Below are 25,554 nucleotides of genomic sequence, written 5' to 3' on the forward strand. Positions count from 1 at the left end.
ATCCCGGTGAGCCGCATTATTGCCGGCGTTGGGGGTGGAAACCCGCTGACCAGCGTCCCTGGGACTGCCACGCGACCAACCACGGACAGGGTCAAGGAGGCTTTGTTTTCCCGTCTGGAATCCTTGGCCGTCATTGACGACGCCCGGGTTCTGGACCTTTATGCCGGTTCTGGAGCCTTGGGTATTGAAAGTGCCAGCCGAGGCGCCCGGAGCGTGGATCTGGTGGAGTTCGATGCCAAGGCCAGCGATGTCTGCCAGCGTAATGCGGACTTGGTGAACCAGCTGCTGCGCAGCAGGGCGGTCTCAGTGCACCGATCCAAGGTGGAGTCATTCCTGGAGCGGGCAAGCGATGCAGACAGGTGGGATCTGGTCTTTCTTGACCCGCCGTACCCTTTGGATGAGGCGGCGCTGAGTGCTGTGCTGGAGAAACTGGCGCCGCATATGGAAGACGGTGCCGTTGTAGTGGTGGAACGGAGTTCGCGGAGCCCGGAACCGCTCTGGCCCCAGGGTTTGGAGTGTTTTGCCGACAAGAAGTACGGGGAGACCAAACTGTGGTTCGCTGAGCCTGCCTAACGCTCGCGGGCGCTAGGCAGTAATCTTGTCCAGCTCCACGCCCGTGAGGACGGTGGCGGGGTGGGGGCCGCGGGCCAGTAGCTGCGCTGTCCATTCCGGAGACCACTGCTTGCGGGTGCCCACCAGGATGATGTTGCCGGGGTAGCGGCCGGCAAACATTCCTGTTTCAGCGAAGGCTGCAACATCAGCCATGGCTTGGCGCAGTGCGCTCACTTGGCTGCGTACCAGAGTCAGCGCAGGTTCGTCGCCCACGTTGACGATCAACACGCCGTCGGGCCGCAGCCGCGCCGCTGCTTCTTCGTAGAATTCCCTGCAGGCGATGTGGGCAGGGGCTTCCGGTCCGGAGAAAATATCGAGAATCACGACGTCGAACCCCACTTGGGCGGGAAGCTCACCCAGGGAGTCTCGGGCGTCGCCGATGTGCGTGGTGAGGATGGTGCCGTCAGGCATGGGCAGCTTCTGAAGCACGAAGTCCAGAAGTTCGCGCTCAAGCTCCACGGCGTATTGTTCCGAGCCGGGGCGGGTGGCTTGGATATAGCGCGCCAAGGTAAGGGCACCGGCACCAAGATGGAGGGCGTTGATGGGTTGTCCGGGCTCGGCCGCCAGGTCCACCACATGCCCGATCCTGCGCAGGTATTCGTAGAAGATCTCTGAGGGATCGGCCAGGTTCACATGTGATTGCTCGGCGCCGCCGATGCTCAGGATGAACCCGCCCGCAACCAGGGTGTCGGCTTCGATCGTGGCGTGCTGTCCTGTAGTTCGGAGGAAGCGCGTGGCCTGGTGCTGGCCGGAGCCTGCGGCGTTCAGAGCCTGTCCTTCAAGGTGGCGAGCCGTTCGGCGGCTTGCTCGAGGACATCGGTCTTCTTGCAGAAGGCGAATCTCAGCAGGCTGCGCGTGCGTTCGGCTCCTGCCGGGTGGCAAAACACCGGAACCGGAATGGCCGCCACTCCAATGAGCCCGGGCAGGCGCCTTGCGAGGTCGACCGAGTCGTGGATGCCCAGGGGTGCTGTATCGACGTTGATGAAGTACGTGCCGCTCGGGTTGTACACACCGAATCCGGCAGCGCGCAGACCCTCGGCGAGGATGTCGCGCTTTTGGCGGAGGGTGGCAGCGATGCCTGTATAGAACTCGTCGGGAAGGGCGAGGCCCAGGGCGATGGCGCCCTGGAAGGGTGTGCCTGAGCTATAGGTCAGGAATTGCTTGACGGTGCGAACGGCGGCCACCAGATGCTCCGGTCCGGTGAGCCAGCCAATTTTCCAGCCGGTGAAGGAGAAGGTCTTACCGGCAGAAGAAATGGTGATGGTGCGTTCTGCGGCGCCGGGCAGTGATGTGATGGGCAGGTGCGCCAGGCCGAAGGTGAGGTGCTCGTACACTTCGTCGCTGACGATCATGGCATCGTACTTTTCGGCCAATTCCACGATCCTGGCTAGGACGGGCTCCGGGAAGACGGCACCTGTGGGGTTGTGCGGATTGTTCAGAAGGACGATTCTTGTGCGGCTGCTGAAGGATTCTTCCAAGACGTTGAGGTCGGGAAGAAAATCCGGGGCGAGCAAGGGGGCTGTGACATGCCGGCCTCCGGCCATGCCAATGATGGCCCCGTAAGAGTCGTAGAAGGGTTCGAAGGTCAGGACTTCGTCGCCGGGCTGGATGAAAGCCAGCAGGGTAGCTGCGATGGCTTCCGTTGCGCCCGTTGTGACCAGGACTTCAGTGTCCGGATCCGGCTCCAACCCGTAGAAGCGTTGCTGGTGTGAGGTGATGGCTTCCCTGAGGGCGGGAACGCCTTTGCCGGGCGCGTACTGGTTGACGCCGGTTGCGATCGCTGACCTCGCCGCGGCCTTGATCTCCGCCGGGCCGTCTTCGTCGGGAAAGCCCTGGCCGAGGTTGATGGCACCGGTGGACAGTGCCAAGGTGGTCATTTCCTCGAAGATTGTCACTCCCAGATGTCCTCCCGGGGCGAGCAGGTTGGCGCCTGTGGCGGCACGCTGCCACGGTGCCGGTCGGGTGCCTCCGGGGGTGCCGGCGCTCATATCTAGGGAGGGGCTACTGCCTGCGGATGCCATGTCAGCCATGGTATCCCGGCAAAGTCATGGGGTAGGTTCGTCTCATGAGACGCGCGGTATGCCCTGGATCCTTTGACCCCATCCACAACGGACATCTCGAAGTCATTGCCCGGGCCGCCGGCCTGTTTGACGAAGTCATCGTGGCCGTGTCAACGAATTACGCCAAGAAGTACAGGTTTAGCCTTGAGGACCGCATGGAGATGGCCCGTGAAACGCTGGCTTCGTTGCGGGGCATCATCGTTGAGCCCATGGGCGAAGGGCTCTTGGCTGAGTACTGCCGTCACCGGGGTGTTTCAGCCATCGTCAAGGGTCTGCGGTCATCCTCGGATTTCGATTACGAGCTTCCCATGGCCACCATGAACCGCCAGCTGACTGGCGTCGAAACGGTCTTCCTGCCTGCTGAAGCGCATTACCTGCACCTTTCCTCCACTTTGATCAAGGAAATCAATGTGCTTGGCGGTGACATCTCCGATTTCGTCCCTAAATCTGTCCTGAAAAGGCTTCTGGCAGGCGAGCCGCCAGCGGAACAGTCTCGTAAGGGGTAGGCTTGACGGGTACCTTGCGCCTTAGCGCGGAGTTCCCCAAGCTGAAACCCTTGCGCATTTACCTGTGCCCGGGGCCGGTTTGAGTCCTCAAGCGTGATCAGGCTAAGATGGTACGTCGGTCATATGTTCTACAGGAGTTCTCATTAAGCGAGATGCAAGTTCGCCCTTGGCGCTAGTAGTCAAGGACCTTGGACGTAGTCCAGGGACCATGCGGACACTCAACGAGCATGTACCTGCGCCGAGTGACCTTGGTGTGGCGCTCATTGGCGTAAAGGAAGGCTCGGATGTCGAGCTGGATCTTCGTCTCGAGGCCGTACACGAAGGAATTCTGGTATCCGGAACCGTAGTCGTCGAAGTAACCGGCGAATGCGGTCGATGCCTGGATCCCCTTGCGTATGACCTTGAGGTCAATGTGCAAGAACTTTTCTTCTATGAAGGTGCTGAGCTTTCAGAAGAGGAAGACGATGAAGAGCAACGTCGAGTCGAGTACGATCTGATCGATCTTGAGCCGGTGTTGCGGGACGCAGTAGTCACAATGCTGCCGTTCCAGCCGGTGTGCCGGGAAGACTGCCAGGGCCTGTGTTCCGAATGCGGAGCGCGCCTGGAAGACGAGCCGGGGCACCACCACGAGGTCATTGACCCTCGCTGGGCTGCCCTAGCTGATCTGGCTAAGACTGACCGGCAAACCGATTAGTAAGTGTTCGTCTAAGAGAGAAATGAGATAGCCGTGGCTGTTCCCAAGCGGAAAATGTCTCGCGCAAATACACGCGCCCGCCGTGCCCAGTGGAAGGCAACTGCCCCCAACTTGGTCAAGACCATCGAAAACGGTCAGGTTACTTACAGCCTGCCGCACCAGGCAAAGGTCGTTACTGACTCTGCCGGCACCGCGCTGTTCCTTGAATACAAGGGCCGCAAGGTCGCAGACGCCTAATCTGCCGTACAGGCTGACTAAGGATGTCTTCAACTGAAGAGCTTCTGAAGCGTCTCGGTGTCTCGATTGACACCGAGACGCTTCGTCTTGCTCTGACACATCGCTCATATGCGTATGAGAACGGCGGGATTCCCACCAACGAGCGCCTTGAGTTCCTTGGCGACTCCATCCTGGGATTCTCGGTCACCGATTCTCTATATCGTGAGAACCCCTCACTGCCTGAAGGTGAGCTCGCCAAGCGGCGTTCCGCCGTCGTCAGTACCCGGGCGTTGGCCGGTATTGGCCGGGAGATCGGCGTCGGCGAGTTCATCTACCTCGGGCAGGGCGAAAAGCTGACCGACGGCAAGAACAAGGCCTCCATCCTGGCTGACACCATGGAGGCCCTGATCGGTGCCACGTACCTCTCGAACGACATCGAGACCGCACGGCAATTGGTCATGCGCCTGGTGGGCCCGCTCCTCAAGGACGCCGGTGCGCTTGGCGCAGGAACCGACTGGAAGACGAGCATCCAGGAGCTTACGGCGAGCAGGCAATTGGGCGCCATCCACTATGCCGTGGAAGGCTCGGGGCCGGATCACGCCCGGACCTTCGAGGCAGTGCTTAATATTGGCGGTACGCCCTACGGCCGGGGATCGGGCCATTCCAAAAAGGAAGCAGAGCAGGAGGCAGCCGCTGATGCCTGGCGTGCTCTGACTGCTTTGGACCCCACCTCCGCCGGTCCCGCTACGTCATAAACCCACATGCCTGAACTTCCCGAAGTAGAGGTAGTCCGACGCGGCTTGGCCCGTTGGGTGCGTGGACGTACCATCACCGGTGTTGACGTGCTGGATGCACGCTCCATCCGCCGGCACACCCTTGGTACCGAAGACTTCATCGGTAATCTTGAACACGCCACCGTTCTGGACGTTGTGCGCCGTGGGAAGTTCCTCTGGATGCCACTTGCCATGTCGGACTCGCCGGATCCCAGCACCGAAATCAACCCGGAAGACCTCCCCAAGGTAGCGCTCATGGCCCATCTGGGAATGAGCGGCCAACTCCTCATGCAGGACCCGGACGTGGCGGACGAAAAGCACCTCAAAGTCCGAATCAGGTTAAGCAGCGCTGACGGCATGCCTGAACAACTGCGGTTCGTTGACCAGCGCATTTTCGGCGGCCTCTTTGTGACGTCCTTGGTGCCAACGCTCGACGGCGGTCCCGGTGGCCTGGGCGAAACGCCGCTGCCCGAGATCGCCGAGGAAGCGTCCCACATCGCCAGGGACCCGTTGGACCCCTTCTTCTCCTTCGATGCCTTCTACCGAAAGGTTAGAGGCCGTAAGACTGGCCTGAAGCGCGCGCTGTTGGACCAGTCGGTGATTTCCGGCATCGGCAATATTTATGCGGACGAAGCCTTATGGCGTGCCCGCCTCCATTACGCCAGGGCAACGGACACACTTCGCAGGGCGGACGCGGAGCGGCTGATTGAAGCTGTGAAGGACGTCATGAACGCCGCCCTTGACGCAGGAGGAACAAGCTTCGACTCTCTCTACGTCAACGTCAACGGCGACTCAGGCTACTTTGCCCGTTCCCTCAATGCCTACGGACGTGCTGGTGAACTGTGCAGCCGCTGCGAGGCAAGAGGCTTACGGAGCATCATGAAGCGGGAACAGTTCATGAACCGTTCCTCCTACACCTGCCCGGTGTGCCAGCCGCGGCCGCGAAATGGACGTTGGTAGGGCCAAAACTGTTCCCGAATCGGGGCGGCAATGGCAGACTGTCCCCATGAACAGCTTGGCGCTTCGAATCGCCATCGCAAACGTCAACGCCACCACAATGCGGGTGGCGTCAGTTCTACCCGCAGTGTTTTCCGAAACGGCCCATCAACCTCTTGCCCATCCCGTCACCCCGGACATGCCATGATGGCGCGGCGGCTGGTCATTGCGGGTATTTGCCTTGCTGTGCTGATCGCCGCCGTAGCATTCATTTTGGACCAGATGGCAGGGAAGCCCGGCCCGACGGCCGCCCAAAGCACATCGTCTTCGGCCCCAACCCCAGGCTCCAACGCCACCGCTTCAGGGACCCCGACCCCAGGTGGTGCCGGGGAGCCCACCCAGTCCGGCAGCCCGGCGTCGGGCACTGAAGGCAGCGGCGGCAGCAGCAGCGACAACAGCACCGAAGGTACCAGCAGCGAGGGCGGCCCTTCCACGGCTAAGCCGCTTGAGGTCCTGCCGCCGGTCACGACCACCCCCACCGGCTTGCCCGAACCTTCCGCCCCCGCGCCGTTGATTACCGGCTCCTTGCCCCAGCCGGGAAGTGCGGCCGGTGAAGTGGTGGACGGTTGGCCGGCCGGCGTCCTGACCTTGCCCGAAGGTACAACAATCGGCTCCACGTCAGTCTCGACCTCCGGTGATGTCCTCCAGGTTGCCGCGGATGGCGTCATCGGCAAACCACAGGCTGAGGTTCTGGCGAACTTCCGCCAGTCCTTGGTGGCCCATGGATTCTGGTTCGAGGCGGCGCCGGCGGCGGAGGGGGCGATGGCCGAACGGTTCGTTCGTGGCACGGATACGGTCACGGTGTCAGTGACGACGACAGGTACAGGCAACTCCCGTTTCCAACTTTTGGGCAGCCTGCGCACGGCGGCGGACTAGGAGCTGCGATGTACATTTCACTCTCGGACCGAGGCAAGCGGGACAAACCGGAGGGAGCACGAACGGCACTAACAAGTGAAGTGCCGTTCCGTTTGTCCCCGGTCATCCTCTGGCTGGGCATTGTGAGCATGGTGACCGATGTTTCCTCGGAATCGGTCACCGCGATCCTCCCGTTGTACGTGACCGGATTCCTGGGTCTGTCCACCATTGCCTTCGGCCTCATCGACGGCATCAACCAAGGAGCCAGCGCGATTGTCAGGATCGCAGCCGGCTGGGCCGCCGACCGCAGCGGCCACCCCAAACGAATCGCCTTGGCCGGCTACGGCTTATCCATGCTCGCCAGGATCGGTTTCCTCTTCGCCGGCGGTTTCTGGGCGATCGCTGCGATAGTCACCGGGGACAGGATCGGCAAGGGCATTCGCACAGCTCCGCGGGACGCTCTGATTTCCGTGTCTGCACAGCCTGAACATCTGGCGCGATCCTTTGGCGTTCACAGGATGCTGGACAACATTGGCGCTGCAACCGGTCCGTTGATCGCCTTCTTTGTGTTGCTGATGATTCCCAACGGTTTCAGTACGGTGTTTGTGGTGTCTTTGGCTTTCGCGGTGATTGGTGTCGCCGTCCTGGCTCTGGTGGTGCCGGATATCAAAGCACGTGGTCTCCAAGGCACGGAGGACCGCGAGGAGCGGCGTTTGTTCGCTTTTTCCTGGAGCCACCTGAAGGAGCCGGGGCTGGGCAAGCTGCTGGTTGCTGCTGGCCTCCTGGGTTTGGTCACCATTGGTGACGGCTTTATCTACCTCGTCCTGCAGGCTCGGGATTCTTTCGCCGTACAGTGGTTTCCCCTGTTGTTCGTAGGCACCAACGTGGTGTTCCTGGCGTTCGCCGTTCCGTTGGGCAGGCTCGCGGACAGGGTGGGGAAAATTCCGGTGTTCGTAGGTGGGCACCTTGCATTGCTGGCAACGTATCTCCTGGCGGCAGCACCTTTCGGAGGGCTCTGGGCAACCATTGGCTGTCTGGTCCTTCTGGGGGCGTTCTACGCGGCCACGGACGGAGTTCTGGCGGCCTTGGCGAGCCAACTGACGCCCCCGGGAAAGCTTGCCATGGGCATCGCATCCGCACAGACGGTGGTGGCCCTCACCCGGATGACGGCATCGGCAGGTTTTGGTGTCCTGTGGTACGCAGTAGGTGCTCCAACGGCCATGGTGGCAGCGGCCGGTTTGCTCGCTTGCGCTGTGGTGGCTGTGGCTTTCATCCTGCGTGGCGCCCGGGTGGCACCGGCAGGGGACGTGAGTGACGGGGCATGAGTGGCGCGCTGGCTCAAAGTAAGTTGCGGTGGGGCGCACTCCTTGCTGTCACGGCACTGGTCCTGGTGGCGGCCGGTATTTATGCTGTGGGCGCCTACCAGCGTTTTGAAGAGAGCCGAACTGCCGCTTCATCAGTAGGCGTCACGGCAGGCCAGCCTCTTCCGGCAGGCCCGTTTATCCTTTTTCGGAATACAGCGTCGGGCCAGGGATACGGCAAAGCAGCTACAGTCCCGCTGTCGGCTCCTGACGGTCCCCGGGCCGTGAGTGAGCATGAGTGCGATCGTGTTTACGGAACACCGGAGAAAGTGGTGTGCCTGAGAACAAACCGGGGCTTGGTAACAGCGTTTGAAGCTGAGGTCCTGGACCGCAATTGGCAGCAACAGCGTTCATGGCCGGTCCCGGGAATTCCCAGCAGGACCCGCATCAGTCCTGATGGGTCCATGATCGCCACCACGGTATTCGTCTCCGGCCATTCCTATGCCGCCGCGGGGTTTTCGACCGCCACAGAGATCAGCTTCCCGGACGGCACCTCAGGAAACCTTGAGGACTTCGCCTTGATGGTCAATGGTGAGCGGGTTCTTGCCACGGACAGGAACATATGGGGTGTGACGTTCGCTCCAGGCCAGGGTGATGTCTTCTACGCCACTGCCGCTTCTTCCGGACGCATCTGGCTGGTGCGGGGGAGCCTGTCCGACAGGACCTTGACAGCTATTCACGACAACGTGGAGTGTCCGTCCATTTCCCCTGACGGTACACGAATTGCGTACAAGAAGAACGACGGCGGGGCGCTGGCGCCGCACTGGAACGTCGGTGTGCTGGAGCTGGCCACGGGACAGGAAACCGAGCTCTCAGAGAAGCGCAGCGTTGATGACCAGATCGAGTGGCTGGATAACCAGAACCTTCTTTATGGTTTGGCTGACGAAACCACCGACGGAAACAGCAACATCTGGAAGCTGGGAACCGGACCCGGCTCCCAGCCCAGTTTGTTCATCGCCCATGCGTGGTCCCCGGGCGTTGTTCGCTAAAGCCGTCAGCAGACCCGCAACAGCCCGCAGAGTAGCCCGCCTGATTGCGTGGGACTGGGTGTCGGGCTCGGTGACGGACTAGGAGTTGGCGTCGCTGTGCCTGTCGCAGTCGCCGTGGGGGTCGGTGCCGGTGTCACTGTGGGGGTGGCTGTAGACGACGGAGCTGGCGCGGCCAACTGCTGCTGGGCCGGCGCAGTGGTTGAGTACACCACGTCCACAAAGTAGTTCGTGGCGTTCCACGAGTTAGTGGGCATGGCGCCTCCCGAGCCGTACCGGTACCGGCCGTTGTTCGGACCGGTGGCGGTGAAGACCCCACTTGTCCAGGTCTGGTTGAAGAAGCCCTGCGTCGAAGAGTAACGGCCATTCGGTGCCCGGTAGGACACCACGTAGGTTTGGCCGGTCGCCAGTGCCACTGGTGTGGCCAAGGTGGCGGTTTGCCAGCCCGTGGCCGTCTCGTTGGTGAAGGTCACTTGCGCCAGACGGGTGCCTGCCGAGTTCCACAGCGAGCCAACGTGGGTTCCAGTGTTTCCAGCTCCCTTGTAGAAGCGGATTCCCGTCACGTTCCCGGCTTGGGACACCGTAAAGGCGGTACCCAATTCGACAGGCATGAAGTCCGATGTTGTGGCAACCTGTGGAACCAGCGACCCGAAAATTGTGGATTGCTGGACGGCCGGGGCCGCAGTAGTGAATTGCCATGTAGTGGTGGGGAAAGCTTGCCCCTGTTGGGACAAGACATTCGCCACGCTTGCAGTAACCACAGTGCTGGCGGGCAGCGCCGCTGCGGGGGTGAACGTCACGCTCCGGTTGTCGGCGGATAGGGCTGCCGCCCCGGCGATCGGGCCGCCATTTGCCGTCAGGGTGAACGAAGCGCCCGGCCGTATGGCTGATGAGAAAGTGATCGACGGTTTGACGTCAACCGGAATCCCAGTAGCCCCCGGTGCCGGAACTTGCTCGGAAATCGTCAATGGTGGCGTGGTCACCGTGAACACCAGATCCACCAGGTAATTGGCAGTAGAGGATGCATTGGGGAAGTCACCGCTGTAGGAGAAGGCTCCGGAATCGGAAGCCGCACGGAGCGGACCACTTGTCAGGCCGGCACCAAATCCGCCGGAGCTGTAGGAGTACTTGCCGGTGGGAGACTTGTAGGCCACCACGTACTCTGTATCTGCTTCGATGCTCACTGGCTGGCTGAACGACGCAGTCTGCCATCCTTGACTGGACTCGTTGGCGAAAGTCACGGTTGCCAGTAACTGCCCGGCCGTTGTGTACAGCGAGCCCGTGTGCGTTCCGGTGTTACCGGCCGCCTTGTAGAACCGCACGCCGGTGACCTGCCCGGCGGTGTCGCTGGCAAACCGGACACCGAGAGACAAAGGCACGCCGTCATTCGCATCCGGAGTGGTGGGAGTCACAGTGTCCTGGAAGAGCGTGCAGGGGCAAACCCCGGGCGTTCGCGGAGCCGGAACAGTGGTGAAGGTCCACGTGCTTCCGCCGGACATCGGCTGGCCGGACACCGAAGTCGCAGTAACTGTTGCCGTGTAGGACGTCCCGGCGGCCAAGGGTGCAGCCGGGGTGAAGGTGACCTTGCGGGTGGCTTGATCATAGGTGGCGGACCCTGCTACCGAGGCTCCACCGGTGACTTTCAGTCCCAGTGTGACGCTGGATGCGACTGCTGCCTCGGAGAGCACTGCACTGACCGCGGAGCTCAAGGGAACGCTGGCCGCGTTGGGTAGCGGGGACTGTGAACCGACAGTAAACGGCGGGTTGGGGACGGTGACCACCACATCCACCAGGTAGCTGGAGGTGGACCGGGAAGAGGCAAAATCGCCGCTGTACGTGTAAGCGCCTGCGTCGGAAGCAGCCCTCAGCGGACCCACACTCATCCCTGATCCGAAACCATTGGTTGTGGCTGAATAGGTGCCGGTCAGTGACTTGTAGGACACGATGTAGTCCGTATTTGCGGCCATTTGGACAGGTTGACTGAACATCGCGGTTTGCCAGCCGGAGGCGGTCTCATTCGTGAACGCGACCGTTGCCAGTTGCTGGCCGGTGGCCGAGTAGAGGGCGCCGTTGTGGGTTCCTGTGTTCCCCGCCGACTTGTAGAAGCGCATGCCCAGAACCTCACCCGCCGAGACACTGGAGAACCTCACGCCAAGCGTCAGGGGAACCCCTTCACGCAGTTCGGCGATGCCGGGAGTGACCGAGTCATTAAAGAGACTGCACGGGCAGGCGCCGGGGACCGGCAGCGTTGCTGCTGTGGTGAAGGTCCAGGTTCCGCCGGCTGTCACCGGACCACCAATTGAATCGGTGCCGGATAAGGTTGCGGTGAATTGGGTGCTGAAGGCTAAAGCGTTCGACGGCGTGAACGTCGCCCGACGCGTGGCGGCGTCGTACGCCGTGGTGCCTGCTACCGGCCCCGACGGCGACTGCACGGTCAGTTGCACACTGGCGGCAGTGACGGGCTTGGAGAAGACCGCGCTCACCTTCGTGTCAACAGGAACACTCGAGGACGAGGGAATGGGGGAATGTCCCGAAACGGTCATAGGCGAGCTGTCCACGGTGCTGAAAAGAGCATCAGCGAAGTAGTTGCCGCCGTTATAGCTGGCGGTGGGGAAGCTTTGGGATGTTGCATAGACACCGGCCGGTTCGGCCCCGAATCCTCCGGCCACCTTCAGCGGGGGATCGGCGGATCCGAAGCTCGCCCACTGGAAGTCCTTGGTGGCGTAGTGACCGTTGGGTGCCCAATAGGAGACCGTGTACTTTTGTCCGGCCGCCACCGGAACAGCTTGCGTAAAGAGTGCGGTCTGCCACCCCGAAGCCGTTTCATTCGTGAAGGTCACTGTGGCCAGGCGCTCGCCGGTGGAGCTCCACAAGGATCCTGTGTGCGTTCCCGTGTTGGCAGCACTCTTGTAGAAGCGAACCCCTGTGATGAAGCCATCCACAGAGGGAGTGAACCGGAGGCCCATCTCATAGGCGCCTCCGTCACCGGAGTCTTTGACCGTTGGAACGGTTTGGCCGAAGACACTGTAGGGCCCACTGAGAGTCAGGTTTCTGACGGTGGCCGCCCCGATGTTGGCACTATCGTCGATGGCCCGGGCCTGAATGGTTGCCGTGGCGAAGCCCGTTTGGACGTAGCTGTATGTCCAATTTTGCTTGCCTTGGGCAGGATGCCACGTGGTGCCGCCGTCGGTGGAGACTTCCACGCCAGCGATCACGCCGCCCACATCGGCGGCAGTTCCCGTTACTGTGACGCTGCTTCCGTGGGCCACCGTTGCACCATTGGCCGGCGCTGTGATGGCGGCCGTGGGCTTGGTGGTATCGGTGCTCGGTGCTGCCGCAACCAGACCGGCAGCCCTCGTGGCGGGCTGTGCACCCATATCGGCCAGTAGGTTGACCTGTGCCTGCCTCATGCGTACATCGGCCGCTGCACCATTGCCGTCGTGCTCCTGGTCCAGGCCCCAGGTCCATTGGACACTGCCTGCAGAAAAGACCAAGGCTCCGCTTGCTGCCCGGTAAAGAGTCACATTGTGCGTGGTGCTTCCCGGAGCCACTGTGTTGCCGAAGTCCTGAAGATATTGTGGAACGTTCCCCACGGTGGTGGACAGCTTGACCAGACCCGCAGGCCTGAACCCGTTGTCCAGATCTTCATTTGACTCGTATCCGATGGTGTGGGGAGCCAATGCTGCCGAAGAACCAGCCGGAAGCGACGCCAACGACGTATTGCGCCATAGGCGGGCCTTCCCTTCCTGAGCCGAGACTGTCACCGGCAGGTCTGAAAAGTTTGACATGTACAACGTGCCTGTCAGGCCGTTTTCGGGAAGGCCTCCGCCGTTGGCTTGGGACGCGAAGCGAGGATCACGCCAGGTGCCTGTCCACTGGGCAGTGGGATCAATCTTTTCGTTTGCCCACGTCTCCTTGTAGCACGTCAGGGTGCGGTTGGCTGCACCGTCAACCGCAGACGGCTCAAACCGTGTTCTCCAGTACATTTCGTTACCGGAGAGAAATTGAAGATTCACTCCTGCATCCCTTGCAGCAGTGACGTTCGCACGTTGCGGTCCCGACCAGTATTCGTCGTGGCCTACTGACAGGAACACCTTGTGGTTCAGAAGCTCTGCGCCATTGCGGTCCGCGTCCAGGCCGCTGATGTAGCTGACGTCGTAACCATTCTGTTCCAGGAAACGCACCATGGGGTATTCGTTGGCGAAGTAGAAATCCCGGCCATCCGGTCCTCCCCTGGTGGCCACGGGGCGGTTATAACTGACTTTGTAGGCACGGCCGTTGACGCCTTGGTAGAAGTCAGCACCGCCGTATGAGTTGTAGGCCTGCCACGTCTGGTCAGCGGTTTGGAAGATCACAGCGGAACGGTTTCCGTCGTTGCGCACAATGAAGGTGATGTGGCTCTTCGCCCCCGTATCGGGCCGCTTCAGCAGGGCGATATAGACCCCTGAGACGGCTGTGGCCGGCACCTGCCACGTTGCGGAAACCGCCCAGGTTCCGCAGTCATATATGCCGGTGGTGGCGTCACTCCGGCAAGCTGGCTGGTTTTGCCGCAGCACCGAAGGCACTACGTCGGCGATCTTGCGCGCCCCCTGGCCGCCATACCAGCCTGTTCGATAAATCGCAATGGTGTAGCTCGGGGCACTCGTATCCACCTTGAAGCGAATGGGTTGCCCCGCATTCACACTGATTTCGGTGGAAAAGCCCTGAATGCTGTCATCGCCGGCACCGCTGATGTCCCATTCCGACGGCGGACTTCCGGCCTTAGAGTTCTCGCACGCCACGAGGTTCACCACGGGGTCGCAGGGCCCTGCCGCAACTGCAGCTGGTGCGGTAAGGGGCAGCAGGGCCGCCGTCATGCCAATCACCAAGGGAACAAGAAATCCCCTGAAGACTCGCTGTGATCGGGTAGCTGAACGACCGGGCATGAGAACTCCTGGAGTGGTACGCCAATTGCCAAGACAGGCCACGCAATTAAGCGCAGCCCCTGCTTTGCCGCTCCCCAGCCAGGGTCAAGCCAAGATCTTCAGTTATGAAACCCAAGGTTGGCACCGATGATTGTTCCGTAGATCGGGACCGGATCCAGCAATAACCGAACCGAAGTTCAAGCAAAAGCCGGATCACAGGAACGAATCCGCCAAGTAACCCTTGGCAGGAGTGTAGGGGCGTGGCATGCCGCCCGCAAGAGCTTCCGCTTGCAGATCAGCATATTTCGCACAAACCGCAGTAGATTTAGTGGATACAGACACCCGGGCCACCCAGGAGAACCGAAGCACCTTGCACTTGAAAAGTTTGACTGTCCGAGGATTCAAGTCGTTTGCGTCGGCCACGACCTTCGACTTTGAACCTGGCGTCACCGCCGTCGTCGGGCCCAACGGATCGGGCAAATCCAATGTGGTGGATGCCTTGGCCTGGGTCATGGGAGAGCAGGGCGCCAAAACCCTCCGGGGTGGCAAGATGGAAGACGTCATTTTCGCAGGTACTTCTGGCCGCCCACCGTTGGGCCGGGCCCACGTCGCCCTGACCATTGACAACGCAGACAACGCGCTCCCCATCGAGTACAGCGAAGTCACTATCTCCCGCACTCTGTTCCGTACCGGTGGGTCCGAGTACGCCATCAACGGCGCCCCGTGCAGGCTGTTGGACATTCAGGAACTTCTCTCCGATTCCGGCTTGGGCCGTGAAATGCACGTGATCGTGGGACAAGGCCAGCTGGACCGCGTACTCCATGCCACCCCCGAGGACCGCCGGGGCTTCATCGAGGAAGCAGCGGGAATCCTCAAGCACCGCCGCCGCAAGGAAAAGACGGTCCGCAAGCTCGAAGCCATGCAGGCCAATCTCGCACGGCTCGGTGACCTCACGGCAGAAATACGTCGGCAATTGACTCCGTTGGGCAAACAGGCGGAGATAGCCCGCCGCGCCCAAACAGTCCAGTTCGACGTCCGGGATGCCCGCGCCCGGCTTTTGGCGGACGACCTTGTCCAACTGACAACCACCCTTGAAAAGGACGTTGCAGACGAAGCCGCCCTCAAAGAGCGCCGCCGGGTGGTTGAGGCAGGGCTTGGGACGGGTCGGCGCCGCCAAGCGGGATTGGAGCAGCAAGCCGCCGAAGCCACGCCGCGACTCAATGCCGCACGGGAGCAGTGGTACCAGCTTTCGGCCAACCGGGAACGACTCCGCTCACTCGGATCCTTGGCCAGCGAACGCAGAAGACTCCTGGGTTCCGCGGAGGCCTCACCGGACACCGGACGTGACCCCGAACAACTCGAGCGCCAGGCTGCCCGGGTCCGTGAGGAACAGACTGCCCTCGAACACGACATCCTCGCCAAGCAGGCGGCTCTTCTTGAGGCAACGGTTGCAAAGGACTCGGCCGAGGCGCTCGCAGCTGCGGAGGACAAGCGCCTAACAGCCATGTTGAGGGCGGCCGCCGACCGCAGGGAGGGGCTGGCCAGACTGGCAGGCCAGGTGGCCGCGGCCAGGTCCCGGGCCGAAGCTGCCGAGGCCGAACGTGGTCGCCTCAGGGAATCCCTCGCTGCAGGTGACGAACGGCGCCGCAAGGCGCAGAGCGAGTTCACTGCCCTCGAAACGCAAGTGGCTGGCGTTGAAGATGGCGAAGAGAGCCTCGACGCTGACTACGAGAATGCCAACGAGGTCCTGGATGCAGTCCTCGCGGAGATCGAGGAACTGAAAGCTTCCGAGCGGGAAGCTGTCCGCGAGCGGGACGCCCTGACGGCACGACGCGATGCCCTTCAACTCGGGCTCAACCGCAAGGACGGGTCGGGAAGTCTTCTGACGGCTGAGGGCGTTCTTGGACCGTTGGCGGCGCTGGTATCCATCGAGCCGGGATACGAGGCCGCCATAGCTGCCGCCTTGGGCAGTGCCTCGGACGCCTTGGCGGTTGCCGACACCGACAGCGCCCTGGCAGCCATCCGCCTGCTGAAGGATAACGACGCGGGGCGGGCATCACTGCTTCTTCCCGGAAGTACTTCCCCCGGTGAAGATCCCGGCACCAACCTCGAGCTTCCCGCCGGCTGCCGTTGGGCTGCCGACGTGGTGAAGATCGCTGATCCTGTTGCCCAAGGCGCGCTCGGGCTCCTGGTCCGTACCGCCGTCGTTGATGATGTTGCGGTGGCGGCAGCTCTCATCGCAGATAATCCACACCTCAGGGCGGTGACCCGCGAGGGTGACGTTTTTACCTCCCTGACCATCACAGGAGGATCTGCCACCGCGCCGTCGCTGCTGGAAGTTCAGGCGGCAGTGGACGACGCCGTTGCCCGGCTCCAGGAGGTCACGGCCCGTCTGGAACGTGGACGCTTCGCCTTGGCCGCCGCTCAAACCCGCCGTGCCGAAGCGCAGGACCGCGCGGACGCCGCTTTGGAGCGGTTGCATGAATCGGATGCCCGCCTTGCCGCTGTTGCTGAGCGCCTGGGTCATCTCAACTCCGTTCTTCGCAGCGCTGTGGGCGAAAGCGAACGGCTCGCCACGTCCATGGCCAAGGCCGAAGCCAACATCGCAGAAGCCCAACTTGACCTTGAAGTCGCCGTGGAACGCCTCGCTGCGGCCCAGGAAGCACCTGACGAGGAACCATCCACGGAACAGCGGGATGAACTCGCTGTCCAGGCCAGGACTGCCCGGGCATTGGAAACCGAAGCCCGGCTTGCCCTCCGGACATCCGAGGAGCAGTTGGGAGCCATCAGCAACCGGGCGGCATCGCTTGAGCGCGCCGCGGCTACCGAACGGCGTGCCCGTGAGGAGGCCGCCCGGCGTGCGCAACGCCGACGCGCGCAGGCGCAGCGTGCGGCGGCGGTCGCGTCCGCTGTGGAGCAGACCCTCAGGTTCATCGACGTTTCAGTTGACCTGGCCGGCTACGATCGCGACCTTGCCGAGCAAAAGCGGGATGAGTTGGAGAAGGAACTCGCTGAGGTTCGCTCGGGCAACGACGCCTTGGCGCGGGAGCTTGCCGAGCTAACGGACTCGGTACACCGGGATGAGATGGCCCGGACGCAGCAGCGGCTCCGTATCGAGGCTTTGGAAAGCCGGTCCATTGAAGAGCTGGGACTCTCAGCCGAACAACTCATTGCCGATTATGGTCCGGATAAAATGGTGCCCCTGCCTCCCGGATCGGCTACAGATAAGTGGGCCGAACTCCGGGCGCCTGTTGACGAAAACGGTGACGCCATCATTGAGGGGATTCCGTTCGTCCGGGCAGAGCAGGAGAAAAGGCTGAAGAAAGCCGAGCGTGAGCTCGGGGCCCTTGGCAAAGTGAACCCGTTGGCGTTGGAAGAGTTCGCCGCCCTGGAAGAACGGCACCAGTTCCTGAGCTCGCAGCTGGAGGACCTCAAATCCAGCCGCAAGGACCTGTTGGACATCATCAAAGAGGTGGACAACCGTGTCCAGCAGGTGTTTACCGAGGCTTTTGCTGACACGTCAGCCCAGTTCGACCACGTCTTTGCCAGGCTTTTTCCCGGCGGTGAGGGCAGGTTGGTTCTCACGGACCCCGACGACATGCTTAATACCGGGATTGAAGTGGAGGCGCGTCCGGCGGGCAAGAAAATCAAGAGGCTCTCTCTGCTCTCCGGCGGGGAGCGCTCACTGACAGCAGTGGCGCTGTTGGTGGCCATCTTCAAAGCCCGCCCCTCGCCCTTCTATGTCATGGACGAAGTAGAGGCGGCGTTGGACGATACCAACCTGGGCCGGCTTATCACCATCTTTGAGGAATTGCGTGAGTCCAGCCAGCTGATTGTGATCACCCACCAGAAGCGCACCATGGAAGTGGCAGACGCGCTCTACGGAGTGACGATGAGGGGCGACGGCGTCTCAACCGTGATCAGCCAGAGGCTCGGTGCCGGGGCATAGCTTTATGAGAAGGTAGGGGAGTGAACGATTTCCTACCCATAATTCTGTCCATTCTCGCTGCGCTCGTAGTGGTCGGCGGACTCGTGCCGGTACTGATGAAAGCCCGGAAGACCGGCGCAAAGTACCCCGGAACACGTGACGCGAACGATCCCGTCCAGTCATCGGCAGCAGGCGGCGGAACCCTTGTGGAGGACCGCCCGGATGCGGTGAAGGCTCCGGCCCCGACCTTCGACGGAACCGTTGCGGACACGGACGTCCCGGATGACGCCGCCGGGCTAGAGACCATCGCCATCGATACACCGGCGCCGGTGGAGGGTCGCCTGACCCGTCTTCGTGCCAGGTTGATCAAGTCCAACAACATCCTGGGCAAGGGCCTCCTCGCACTGTTGTCCGGCGACAAGATCGACGAGAACGTGTGGGACGAGGTAGAAGAGACCCTCCTGCTGGCCGATCTTGGAACCGAACCCACCATGCAGTTGGTCGACGCCCTGCGTGAGCGTGTCAAGGTTCTGGGCACCCGCAGCCCCGAAGACGTCAAGGCGATGCTCCGTGAAGAACTGATCAAACTGGTTGATCCAAGCATGGACCGTTCCTTGAATGTCGAGCGCAAGGGCGACCGCCCCGCCGTCGTGCTTGTTGTAGGCGTGAACGGCGTTGGTAAGACCACCACCGTGGGCAAGCTGGCACGTGTGTTGGTGGCTGAAGACAAAGATGTCCTTTTGGGCGCCGCTGATACTTTCCGTGCTGCTGCTGCCGAGCAGTTGGCCACCTGGGGACAGCGCGTGGGTGTGCCCACCGTCAAGTCCGACATCGACGGCGCCGACCCCGCGTCGGTGGCTTACGAAGCGGTGAAGGCCGGCATCGATCAGGAGGTCGATGTGGTCATGGTTGACACCGCAGGACGCCTGCAGAACAAAACCGGACTCATGGATGAGCTCGGCAAGGTCAAGCGGGTCATTGAGAAGCTGGCAGAAGTGGACGAGGTTCTGTTGGTCCTGGACGCCACCACCGGACAGAACGGACTCAATCAGGCACGCGTCTTTGCAGAGGTAGTGAACATCACCGGCATCGTTTTGACCAAGCTGGACGGAACGGCCAAGGGCGGCATCGTGGTGGCTATCCAGAAGTCTCTGGGAGTACCCGTGAAGCTCATTGGTTTGGGCGAAGGCCCGGACGATCTTGCACCGTTCGACGCCGAAAGCTTCGTGGACGCACTGCTCAACTAGCGTCGTGGCCGGCGGGGGAGTGCTTCGAAGGCTCCCGCGCCGGCAGCCATGCCGCCGCCGTAAGGAGGAGCACGCCTCCGGTGACGCCGAACGCCCATCCGTAGCCGAGGCGGTCAGCGAGGAGCCCGGCTACGATCGGACCGACGATCGCACCCGTGTCAGCGGCCATTTGGAAGATGGCCAGTACTTTCCCTCCCGAGCGTCCGCGGCCGATGACATCAGCGACAGCAGCCTGCTGCGCCGGGCCCAGCAAACCGGAACCGAAACCCGCCAATGCTGAGGCGATGAGGAATCCGGTGAGATCCGTGGTCAGTCCGATCACGCCGGTGGCTGCGCCCGTGATGAGCAGGCCGGGAATCAGCAGCGGCTTTCGCCCCCAAGCGTCCGCGAGCCGTCCACTGAACGTCAGGGCAAGGGCGTTGCCCACGGCAAAGATGGCCAGGGCCCAAGCGGCGGTCTCCGGCGCGGACTGCAGGACCGCAACGGCGAACAGCGGGATGGTGGCCATTCGGACGCCGAACGTCACCCAGCCGTTGCCAAAACTCGAGAAAATGGCGGCACGGTACGCGGAGTCCGCCAGTGCTTCCTTCACGGTCATTGCCGGGGCAGGCGCGGTGTCCTCGGCCGTGTTGCCTTCCCCGCTAAGCATGGTGCGTACCACCAAGGCAGCTACCAACAACGCTCCGGCGTAGGCAAGGAAGGGCACCCGGAGGCCAAAGCCTGCCAGCAAGCCGCCCACTACCGGCCCCAGGACGCTTCCAATCAGGAAAGCCGAGGCGTAAGCACCGGAGACCCGTCCCCGCCGTTCGGGTGGTGCGAGTCGGATGAGTAGTCCCATGGCGGCAACGGTAAACATCACCGAGCCGGCGCCGCCTAGCCCGCGGAAGATCAGCAGTTGCCAGTAGTCCTGGGCAAAGGCGCAAGCCGCCGTGGACACCGCTACGATCAGCAGGCCTGAGACGTAAACGTTCCGTTCGCCAAACCGTCCGATCAGGGCGCCCCCCGCCGGGGCGAAGACCAGCCTCATGAAGGCGAAGATGCTGACGATCACCGCGGCAGCTGTAGCGCCGACGTCGAACGTTGTGGCGAATTGCGGCAGAACCGGGGCCACCAGGCCAAAGCCCAAGGCAATGAGGAACGCTGCGGCCAACATCACTTTGATGTCGCGCGGAAGGGGAGTCTTGTCCGGCCTGATCCTTTGGGCTTTGACGGATCTGGGCGACTCGGTCATACGGTGCTGGTCCTTCGGTGGGATTCACGGTGGTATTTCTGGGGCAAATGAGGTGCATGTGGTGCCAAACCGGATTTTTCCGGTGAAGTCCGACGCCTGAAACATATCCGTAACACCGGGGATATGCACCATTTACGTTGGGGAGGTTGTTGTAACGAGCCCGCAATGTAAAACCTGCGCAGGTGAAACACGGCGGCACAAAACTCTTAAGCAGGACGCAAACGGCGTCAGGACAGCGGTTGAACCGCAGATCTAGCAAGAGAGGAACGTGCACCATGGAACTTACCGCAGGTCACGTATGGGTCATGGTGGCGGCGGCGCTTGTGCTGTTCATGACACCTGGTCTGGCATTTTTCTACGGCGGCATGACACGCGCCAAGGCAGCCCTGAACATGATGATGATGAGCTTCATCTCCATCGGCATTGTGGGCGTCGTCTGGGTGCTCTGGGGTGCTTCGATGAGCTCCGGCGAAGGCTTCATGCAGATTGTGGGTAACCCCTTTGCTGCCTTCGGTCTTGCCGGGGTCGAAACCACACCCGACGCCATGATCAAGATTGGTTACGCGGCAACCTTTGCCATCATCACGGTAGCCCTTATCAGCGGCGCGATTGCTGACCGCGCCAAGTTCGGCGCCTGGAGCATCTTTGTCCCTGTATGGGTCACCCTGGTTTACTGCCCGCTGGCCTACATGGTCTGGGGTGGCGGGTTGTTCGGTCCCGAAGGTGCGATCGGCAAGGCCCTCGGCCCGGCCATTGACTTTGCCGGCGGCACCGTAGTTCACATCAACGCAGGTGTAGCGGCACTTGTCCTGGTACTCATCATCGGCAACCGCCGCGGCTTCGGTAAGGACCCGAACCACCGCCCGCACAACATCCCGTTCGTGATGCTCGGTGCTGCAATCCTCTGGTTCGGCTGGTTCGGTTTCAATGGCGGCGCAGCTACAACCGCTGAACAAGCGGGCCTGATTTGGATCAATACCCTGGCGGCCCCTGCAGCAGCCATGATCGGCTGGCTCATCACCGAACGCATCCGTGACGGCCACCCGACGTCGCTCGGCGCGGCATCCGGTGTGGTTGCCGGCCTGGTAGCTATCACCCCGGCCTGCGCAAACGTGGACCCCATTGGCGCCCTCGGCCTGGGTGTAGTTGCCGGTGTTGCTTCCGCCCTGGCAGTCGGCCTGAAGTTCCGTTGGGGCTTCGATGACTCCCTGGACGTTGTAGGCGTCCACCTCGTTTCCGGCATCATCGGCACCGTGGCCCTTGGCTTCATCGCCAAGTCCACTGACGGCGTGGGTGGTGGCCTCTTCTACGGCGGCGGCATGGCACAGATGTGGGCACAGCTCGCAGCAGCCGGTATTGCGATTGCCTTCTCGGCCATCATGACGGCCATCATTGCCTTCGCCATCCACAAGACCATGGGCTTCCGTGTCTCCACTGAGCAGGAAAACGTTGGCGTGGACCTCAGCCTCCACGCTGAGACGGCCTACGAGTTCGGAGTCAATGGCCACGGTGGCAGCTTCCAGCCGTTGCACAATGCAATGACAGGTAAGGCAGACACGGCAGCAGACGCCAAGACCCCCGCAGAAGGCAAGGAGAGTGTCCAGGCATGAAGCTCATCACAGCGATCGTCCGTCCCGAAAAGCTTGAAGCAGTCCGGGAAGGCCTCGAATCATACGGGGTCCAGGGCCTGACGGTCAGCGCGGCAAGCGGCTACGGCCGTCAGCGCGGCTACACCGAGGTGTACCGGGGAGCCGAGTACAACGTGGATTTGTTGCCGAAGATCCGCATCGAGGTCCTTGCCACGGATGAGCAGGCAGATGACATCCTGGATGTCCTCATCGCCAGCTCAAACACAGGCCGCGCCGGTGACGGCAAGGTGTGGACCGTGGATGTTTACGAAGCAGTCAGGGTCAGGACCGGGGAGCGCGGCGCAGCCGCAATCTAAGTCCCTGACGCAGCAAAGCGGGCCGGGTACCAGTCAAGGTACCCGGCCCGCTTGTGCTGTTAACGCTGTCTTGGATGTGCCATCAGTCTTTAGTCCACGACGCCGGTGGGCCAGTTCGCCGGCCCCGCGCTGCCGGCGTCGTACTCGTCCAGCGGGACGTCGCCTGCCTCCCAGGCACGGAGGACCGGCTCGATGATCCGCCAGCAGTCCTCCGCGGTGTCGCCTCGAACAGACAGCAAGGGGTCGCCGTTCAGGATGCCTTCCAGCACCTCACCGTAAGGGAGCATTCCGGCTGCGCTGAGCTGCGCCACCAGACTTGCCCGGTCCAGCGTGAAAATGTCGCCGGGTCCGTTGACGTCGATGTCGAATTCCAGCACGTCGGGTCCGAAACCGATCCGCAGCTGGTTGGGGGAGTCCACGCCTGAGAATCCCTTCGGAAGGTGGGGGACAGGGCGGAAGGTGATCACAGCTTCCTTGCGTCGGCGTCCCAGGGCCTTGCCCGAGCGAAGGATGAACGGAACACCCTTCCACCGCCAGTTGTCGATCTCCACCCGGACTTCGGCCAGGGTTTCGGTATTGCGGGAAGGGTCTACACCCTCTTCGGCAGCGTAATCCGGAACTGTCCGTTCGCCGAGTGTTCCCGCCGTGTAGCGGGCGCGGCCAGTGGATTCGCTGTACGGAGCTTTGATGCTGCTGGCCCGCAGGACGGTTGCCACGGCGTCACGCAGGTCCCGTTCCTCGATGGTGGCCGGGGCGTCGATCGCCAGGAATGCCATGATGTGCAGCAGATGGCTCTGGATCATGTCCCGCAGGGCGCCGGCAGTGTCGTAATACCGGGCCCGGCCCTCCAGTGCCAGGTCCTCATCAAAAATGACCTCCACCTTTTCTATGTGGTCCCGGTTCCAGACGGGCTCCAGGAACCTGTTGGCGAAGCGTAGTCCCAGGACGTTCAGTACAGTGGCTTTACCCAGGAAGTGGTCCACACGGTGGATGTGGTCCTCGGGAACCAGCTCAGCAAGTGTTTTATTGAGCTCGTGCGCAGATTCTGATCCCGAGCCAAATGGCTTTTCCATCACCAGGCGCGTTCCAGGGGGTAGCTGATCCCGGTGGAGGACCTCGCAGGCCTTTTGGCTGACGTGCGGGGGCAGAGCGAAGTAGATGGCAATGGGCCCCTCCAGCTGCGCGAGCAGGTCCGCCAAGGGGCCGTCGGCGGTGACATCCACCTGATGGTATTCAGTGCTGGAGGCGACAGCAGCCACGTCAGCGCGCCCCTCGGCATCGGCGGTAGCTGACGCCGCAGCGAAGGCGCCATTGACCCGCTCCTGCCACTGTTCGGGGGACCAGGGGTCAGAACCCGCCCCCACCAATCGCAGGCCGGGCGCCCGGCCGGTAGCCAGGAGTCCGGCCAGGCCGGGCAGAAGCAGCCGGCCCGTCAGGTCCCCGGACGCGCCGAGGATGAGCAACGTTTTTACAGTTGTTTTGCTGGTCACTGTGCCAGCATGCCATCTTGCAGGTGCGACTTGGTACCCTAGATAGTCGAGTCCCGTAGTCGAAACAGAATTGTTGGCTGAGGCAGGTTTGCCGGGGCAAGAATGATCAGGACTATGGCGTGCCGCATTGGCCGCCATTCGTAGACCATCGAAAGAAGTGCACGGCGCGTGTTCAATTCACTCTCTGACCGGTTGACAGCAACCTTCAAGAACCTTCGTGGCAAGGGCCGCCTCACCGAGGCTGACGTCGATGCCACAGTTCGTGAAATTCGCCGTGCCTTGCTGGATGCGGACGTTGCAGTTTCCGTGGTCCGCGAGTTCACAGGCCGCATCCGCGAACGTGCCCTCGGCGCCGAAGTCTCGGGAGCGTTGAACCCGAGCCAGCAGATCGTCAAGATCGTCAACGAGGAACTCAAGGAGATCCTCGGCGGCGAAACGCGCCGTATTCGTTTGGCCAAGACCGGCCCCACCATCATCATGCTCGCCGGCCTCCAGGGTGCCGGTAAGACCACTCTTGCAGGCAAGCTATCCAAGTGGCTCAAGTCCCAGGGCCACAGCCCCATGCTGGTGGCTTGTGATCTCCAGCGCCCCAATGCCGTGACCCAGCTCCAAGTGGTGGGACAGCGCGCGGGCGTCCCGGTGTTCGCTCCGCACCCCGGTGCAACGTCCGAGCTCGAGCACCCTGCGGGCGACCCCGTAGCCGTCGCCAAGGCCGGTGTTGAGGAAGCACGTCAGAAGTTGCACGACGTCGTGATTGTTGACACCGCCGGTCGTCTCGGCGTCGACGCCGAGATGATGGATCAGGCCCGCCGCATCCGTCAGGCGATCATCCCCAACGAAGTTCTCTTCGTTATCGACTCCATGATTGGCCAGGACGCCGTTAACACGGCGATGGCCTTCGATGAAGGCGTTAACTTCACGGGCATCGTTCTGTCCAAGCTCGACGGCGACGCCCGCGGCGGTGCCGCGCTTTCGGTCGCGTCCGTCACTGGTAAGCCGGTGATGTTTGCCTCCACCGGTGAAGGCCTGGATGATTTCGAGCTCTTCCACCCGGACCGTATGGCTTCCCGCATCCTGGACATGGGCGACGTCCTCACCCTGATTGAACAGGCCGAGAGGTCGTGGGACAAAGACGAAGCCGCCCGGATGGCGAAGAAGTTCGCTGATCAGGAAGACTTCACCCTGGACGACTTCCTCGCCCAGATGCAGCAAATCCGCAACATGGGCTCCATGAAGAAGATGCTCATGATGATGCCGGGTGCGCAGAACATCCGTCAGCAGCTGGAGAACTTCGACGAAAAAGAGATCGACCGCGTTGAGGCGATCGTCCGCTCCATGACTCCGCATGAGCGTGTTGCTCCGAAGATCATCAACGGCTCACGCCGTGCCCGTATCGCCAGGGGTTCCGGTGTGCACGTGTCCGAGGTCAATGGCCTGTTGGAGCGGTTCGCGCAGGCCCAGAAGATGATGAAGAAGCTCGCTCAGGGCGGCGGCATGCCGGGTATGCCCGGGATGCCTGGTCTCGGTGGTCCTGGCGGCGGGCGCAAAAACGGGAAGAACGCCCCTAAGAAGAAGGCTCGTTCGGGCAACCCCGCAAAGGCGGCACAGGAACTGCGTGACGCTGAGGCCAAGCGGGCCAACGCGGCCTCGGCAGCACCCACGGGCGCGGCTTTTGGACAGGGTGCCGCGGACTTCGATCCGTCGTCCCTGAATCTCCCCAAGGGCTTCGACAAGTTCCTCGGAAAGTAAG

20 protein-coding genes are annotated in these 25,554 nt (G+C 62.1%); 15 read left to right on the forward strand and 5 right to left on the reverse strand.

Annotated features, from left to right (window positions below):
• Positions 1 to 6 precede the first annotated feature (6 nt).
• Positions 7 to 573, forward strand: coding sequence for a 16S rRNA (guanine(966)-N(2))-methyltransferase RsmD (gene rsmD, locus MOD31_RS02780; RefSeq protein WP_223940465.1), 567 nt, complete (start codon positions 7 to 9; stop codon positions 571 to 573).
• Between the two features lie 12 nt (positions 574 to 585).
• Here rsmD and MOD31_RS02785 read toward each other — a convergent pair whose 3' ends face one another.
• Both MOD31_RS02785 and MOD31_RS02790 read right to left on the reverse strand, forming a co-directional pair.
• The gene (locus MOD31_RS02785) at positions 586 to 1,245 is read right to left on the reverse strand and encodes a spermidine synthase (protein ID WP_142938750.1); all 660 of its coding nucleotides are present in this window, start codon (positions 1,243 to 1,245) and stop codon (positions 586 to 588) included.
• 131 nt (positions 1,246 to 1,376) lie between these two features.
• Entirely contained in the window at positions 1,377 to 2,642 is a 1,266-nt protein-coding gene (locus MOD31_RS02790; RefSeq protein WP_374206964.1) for an aminotransferase class I/II-fold pyridoxal phosphate-dependent enzyme, read from the reverse strand.
• A 35-nt stretch (positions 2,643 to 2,677) separates the two neighbouring features.
• Between MOD31_RS02790 and coaD the strand changes: the two genes are divergently transcribed.
• The 9 genes from coaD (at position 2,678) to MOD31_RS02835 (ending at position 9,062) form a co-directional block, all read left to right on the forward strand.
• Positions 2,678 to 3,178 (forward strand): pantetheine-phosphate adenylyltransferase, encoded by a 501-nt coding sequence (gene coaD, locus MOD31_RS02795; protein WP_142938752.1) that lies wholly within the window; start codon positions 2,678 to 2,680, stop codon positions 3,176 to 3,178.
• Positions 3,179 to 3,344: 166 nt separating this feature from the next.
• Complete coding sequence (locus MOD31_RS02800; protein WP_142938753.1) at positions 3,345 to 3,872, forward strand: DUF177 domain-containing protein; 528 nt, start codon at positions 3,345 to 3,347, stop codon at positions 3,870 to 3,872.
• 33 nt (positions 3,873 to 3,905) lie between these two features.
• A complete protein-coding gene (gene rpmF / locus MOD31_RS02805; RefSeq protein ID WP_011775139.1) occupies positions 3,906 to 4,109 on the forward strand; it encodes a 50S ribosomal protein L32 in 204 nt (67 codons plus the stop codon).
• A gap of 23 nt (positions 4,110 to 4,132) precedes the next feature.
• The gene (rnc, locus tag MOD31_RS02810) at positions 4,133 to 4,843 is read left to right on the forward strand and encodes a ribonuclease III (RefSeq protein ID WP_142938754.1); all 711 of its coding nucleotides are present in this window, start codon (positions 4,133 to 4,135) and stop codon (positions 4,841 to 4,843) included.
• 6 nt (positions 4,844 to 4,849) lie between these two features.
• Positions 4,850 to 5,821 carry a bifunctional DNA-formamidopyrimidine glycosylase/DNA-(apurinic or apyrimidinic site) lyase gene (gene mutM / locus MOD31_RS02815; protein WP_250819779.1) on the forward strand — a complete coding sequence of 324 codons (972 nt, stop codon included), beginning with the start codon at positions 4,850 to 4,852 and terminating at the stop codon, positions 5,819 to 5,821.
• A 46-nt stretch (positions 5,822 to 5,867) separates the two neighbouring features.
• Positions 5,868 to 6,005 (forward strand): hypothetical protein, encoded by a 138-nt coding sequence (locus MOD31_RS02820; protein ID WP_250819780.1) that lies wholly within the window; start codon positions 5,868 to 5,870, stop codon positions 6,003 to 6,005.
• Positions 6,002 to 6,733, forward strand: coding sequence for a hypothetical protein (locus MOD31_RS02825; RefSeq protein WP_250819781.1), 732 nt, complete (start codon positions 6,002 to 6,004; stop codon positions 6,731 to 6,733). Before MOD31_RS02820 ends, MOD31_RS02825 begins: the two co-directional genes overlap by 4 nt.
• An 80-nt stretch (positions 6,734 to 6,813) precedes the next feature.
• Positions 6,814 to 8,037 (forward strand): MFS transporter, encoded by a 1,224-nt coding sequence (locus tag MOD31_RS02830; protein ID WP_250819798.1) that lies wholly within the window; start codon positions 6,814 to 6,816, stop codon positions 8,035 to 8,037.
• On the forward strand, positions 8,034 to 9,062 hold the full coding sequence (locus MOD31_RS02835) for a hypothetical protein (RefSeq protein WP_250819782.1): 1,029 nt from the start codon (positions 8,034 to 8,036) through the stop codon (positions 9,060 to 9,062). The genes MOD31_RS02830 and MOD31_RS02835 overlap by 4 nt, the downstream gene beginning before the upstream one ends.
• A 5-nt stretch (positions 9,063 to 9,067) precedes the next feature.
• Here MOD31_RS02835 and MOD31_RS02840 read toward each other — a convergent pair whose 3' ends face one another.
• Positions 9,068 to 13,984 (reverse strand): DUF4082 domain-containing protein, encoded by a 4,917-nt coding sequence (locus MOD31_RS02840; protein WP_250819783.1) that lies wholly within the window; start codon positions 13,982 to 13,984, stop codon positions 9,068 to 9,070.
• 349 nt (positions 13,985 to 14,333) lie between these two features.
• Between MOD31_RS02840 and smc the strand changes: the two genes are divergently transcribed.
• Together smc and ftsY are read left to right on the forward strand one after the other, a co-directional pair.
• Complete coding sequence (smc, locus tag MOD31_RS02845; RefSeq protein ID WP_250819799.1) at positions 14,334 to 17,912, forward strand: chromosome segregation protein SMC; 3,579 nt, start codon at positions 14,334 to 14,336, stop codon at positions 17,910 to 17,912.
• Between the two features lie 20 nt (positions 17,913 to 17,932).
• Positions 17,933 to 19,138, forward strand: coding sequence for a signal recognition particle-docking protein FtsY (ftsY, locus tag MOD31_RS02850; RefSeq protein ID WP_223940461.1), 1,206 nt, complete (start codon positions 17,933 to 17,935; stop codon positions 19,136 to 19,138).
• Here the strand turns inward: ftsY and MOD31_RS02855 are convergent.
• Positions 19,131 to 20,369 (reverse strand): MFS transporter, encoded by a 1,239-nt coding sequence (locus MOD31_RS02855; protein ID WP_250819784.1) that lies wholly within the window; start codon positions 20,367 to 20,369, stop codon positions 19,131 to 19,133. The genes ftsY and MOD31_RS02855 overlap by 8 nt on opposite strands.
• Before the next feature lie 275 nt (positions 20,370 to 20,644).
• Between MOD31_RS02855 and MOD31_RS02860 the strand changes: the two genes are divergently transcribed.
• The gene (locus tag MOD31_RS02860) at positions 20,645 to 21,979 is read left to right on the forward strand and encodes an ammonium transporter (protein WP_142938762.1); all 1,335 of its coding nucleotides are present in this window, start codon (positions 20,645 to 20,647) and stop codon (positions 21,977 to 21,979) included.
• Positions 21,976 to 22,314: a P-II family nitrogen regulator gene (locus tag MOD31_RS02865; protein WP_011775128.1), complete on the forward strand. Its 339-nt coding sequence runs from the start codon at positions 21,976 to 21,978 to the stop codon at positions 22,312 to 22,314. Before MOD31_RS02860 ends, MOD31_RS02865 begins: the two co-directional genes overlap by 4 nt.
• Before the next feature lie 89 nt (positions 22,315 to 22,403).
• On the opposite strand, the gene MOD31_RS02870 is transcribed toward MOD31_RS02865, so the two are convergent.
• The gene (locus tag MOD31_RS02870; RefSeq protein WP_250819785.1) at positions 22,404 to 23,942 is read right to left on the reverse strand and encodes a glucose-6-phosphate dehydrogenase; all 1,539 of its coding nucleotides are present in this window, start codon (positions 23,940 to 23,942) and stop codon (positions 22,404 to 22,406) included.
• Positions 23,943 to 23,972: 30 nt separating this feature from the next.
• Here MOD31_RS02870 and ffh point away from each other — a divergent pair, with 30 nt between their 5' ends.
• Positions 23,973 to 25,553, forward strand: a complete 1,581-nt coding sequence (ffh, locus tag MOD31_RS02875) for a signal recognition particle protein (RefSeq protein ID WP_142938764.1) — start codon at positions 23,973 to 23,975, stop codon at positions 25,551 to 25,553.
• Position 25,554 lies beyond the last annotated feature (1 nt).

It is taken from the genome of Paenarthrobacter sp. TYUT067 (assembly GCF_023656375.1).
In the GTDB taxonomy this organism is placed as follows: Bacteria; Actinomycetota; Actinomycetes; order Actinomycetales; family Micrococcaceae; genus Arthrobacter.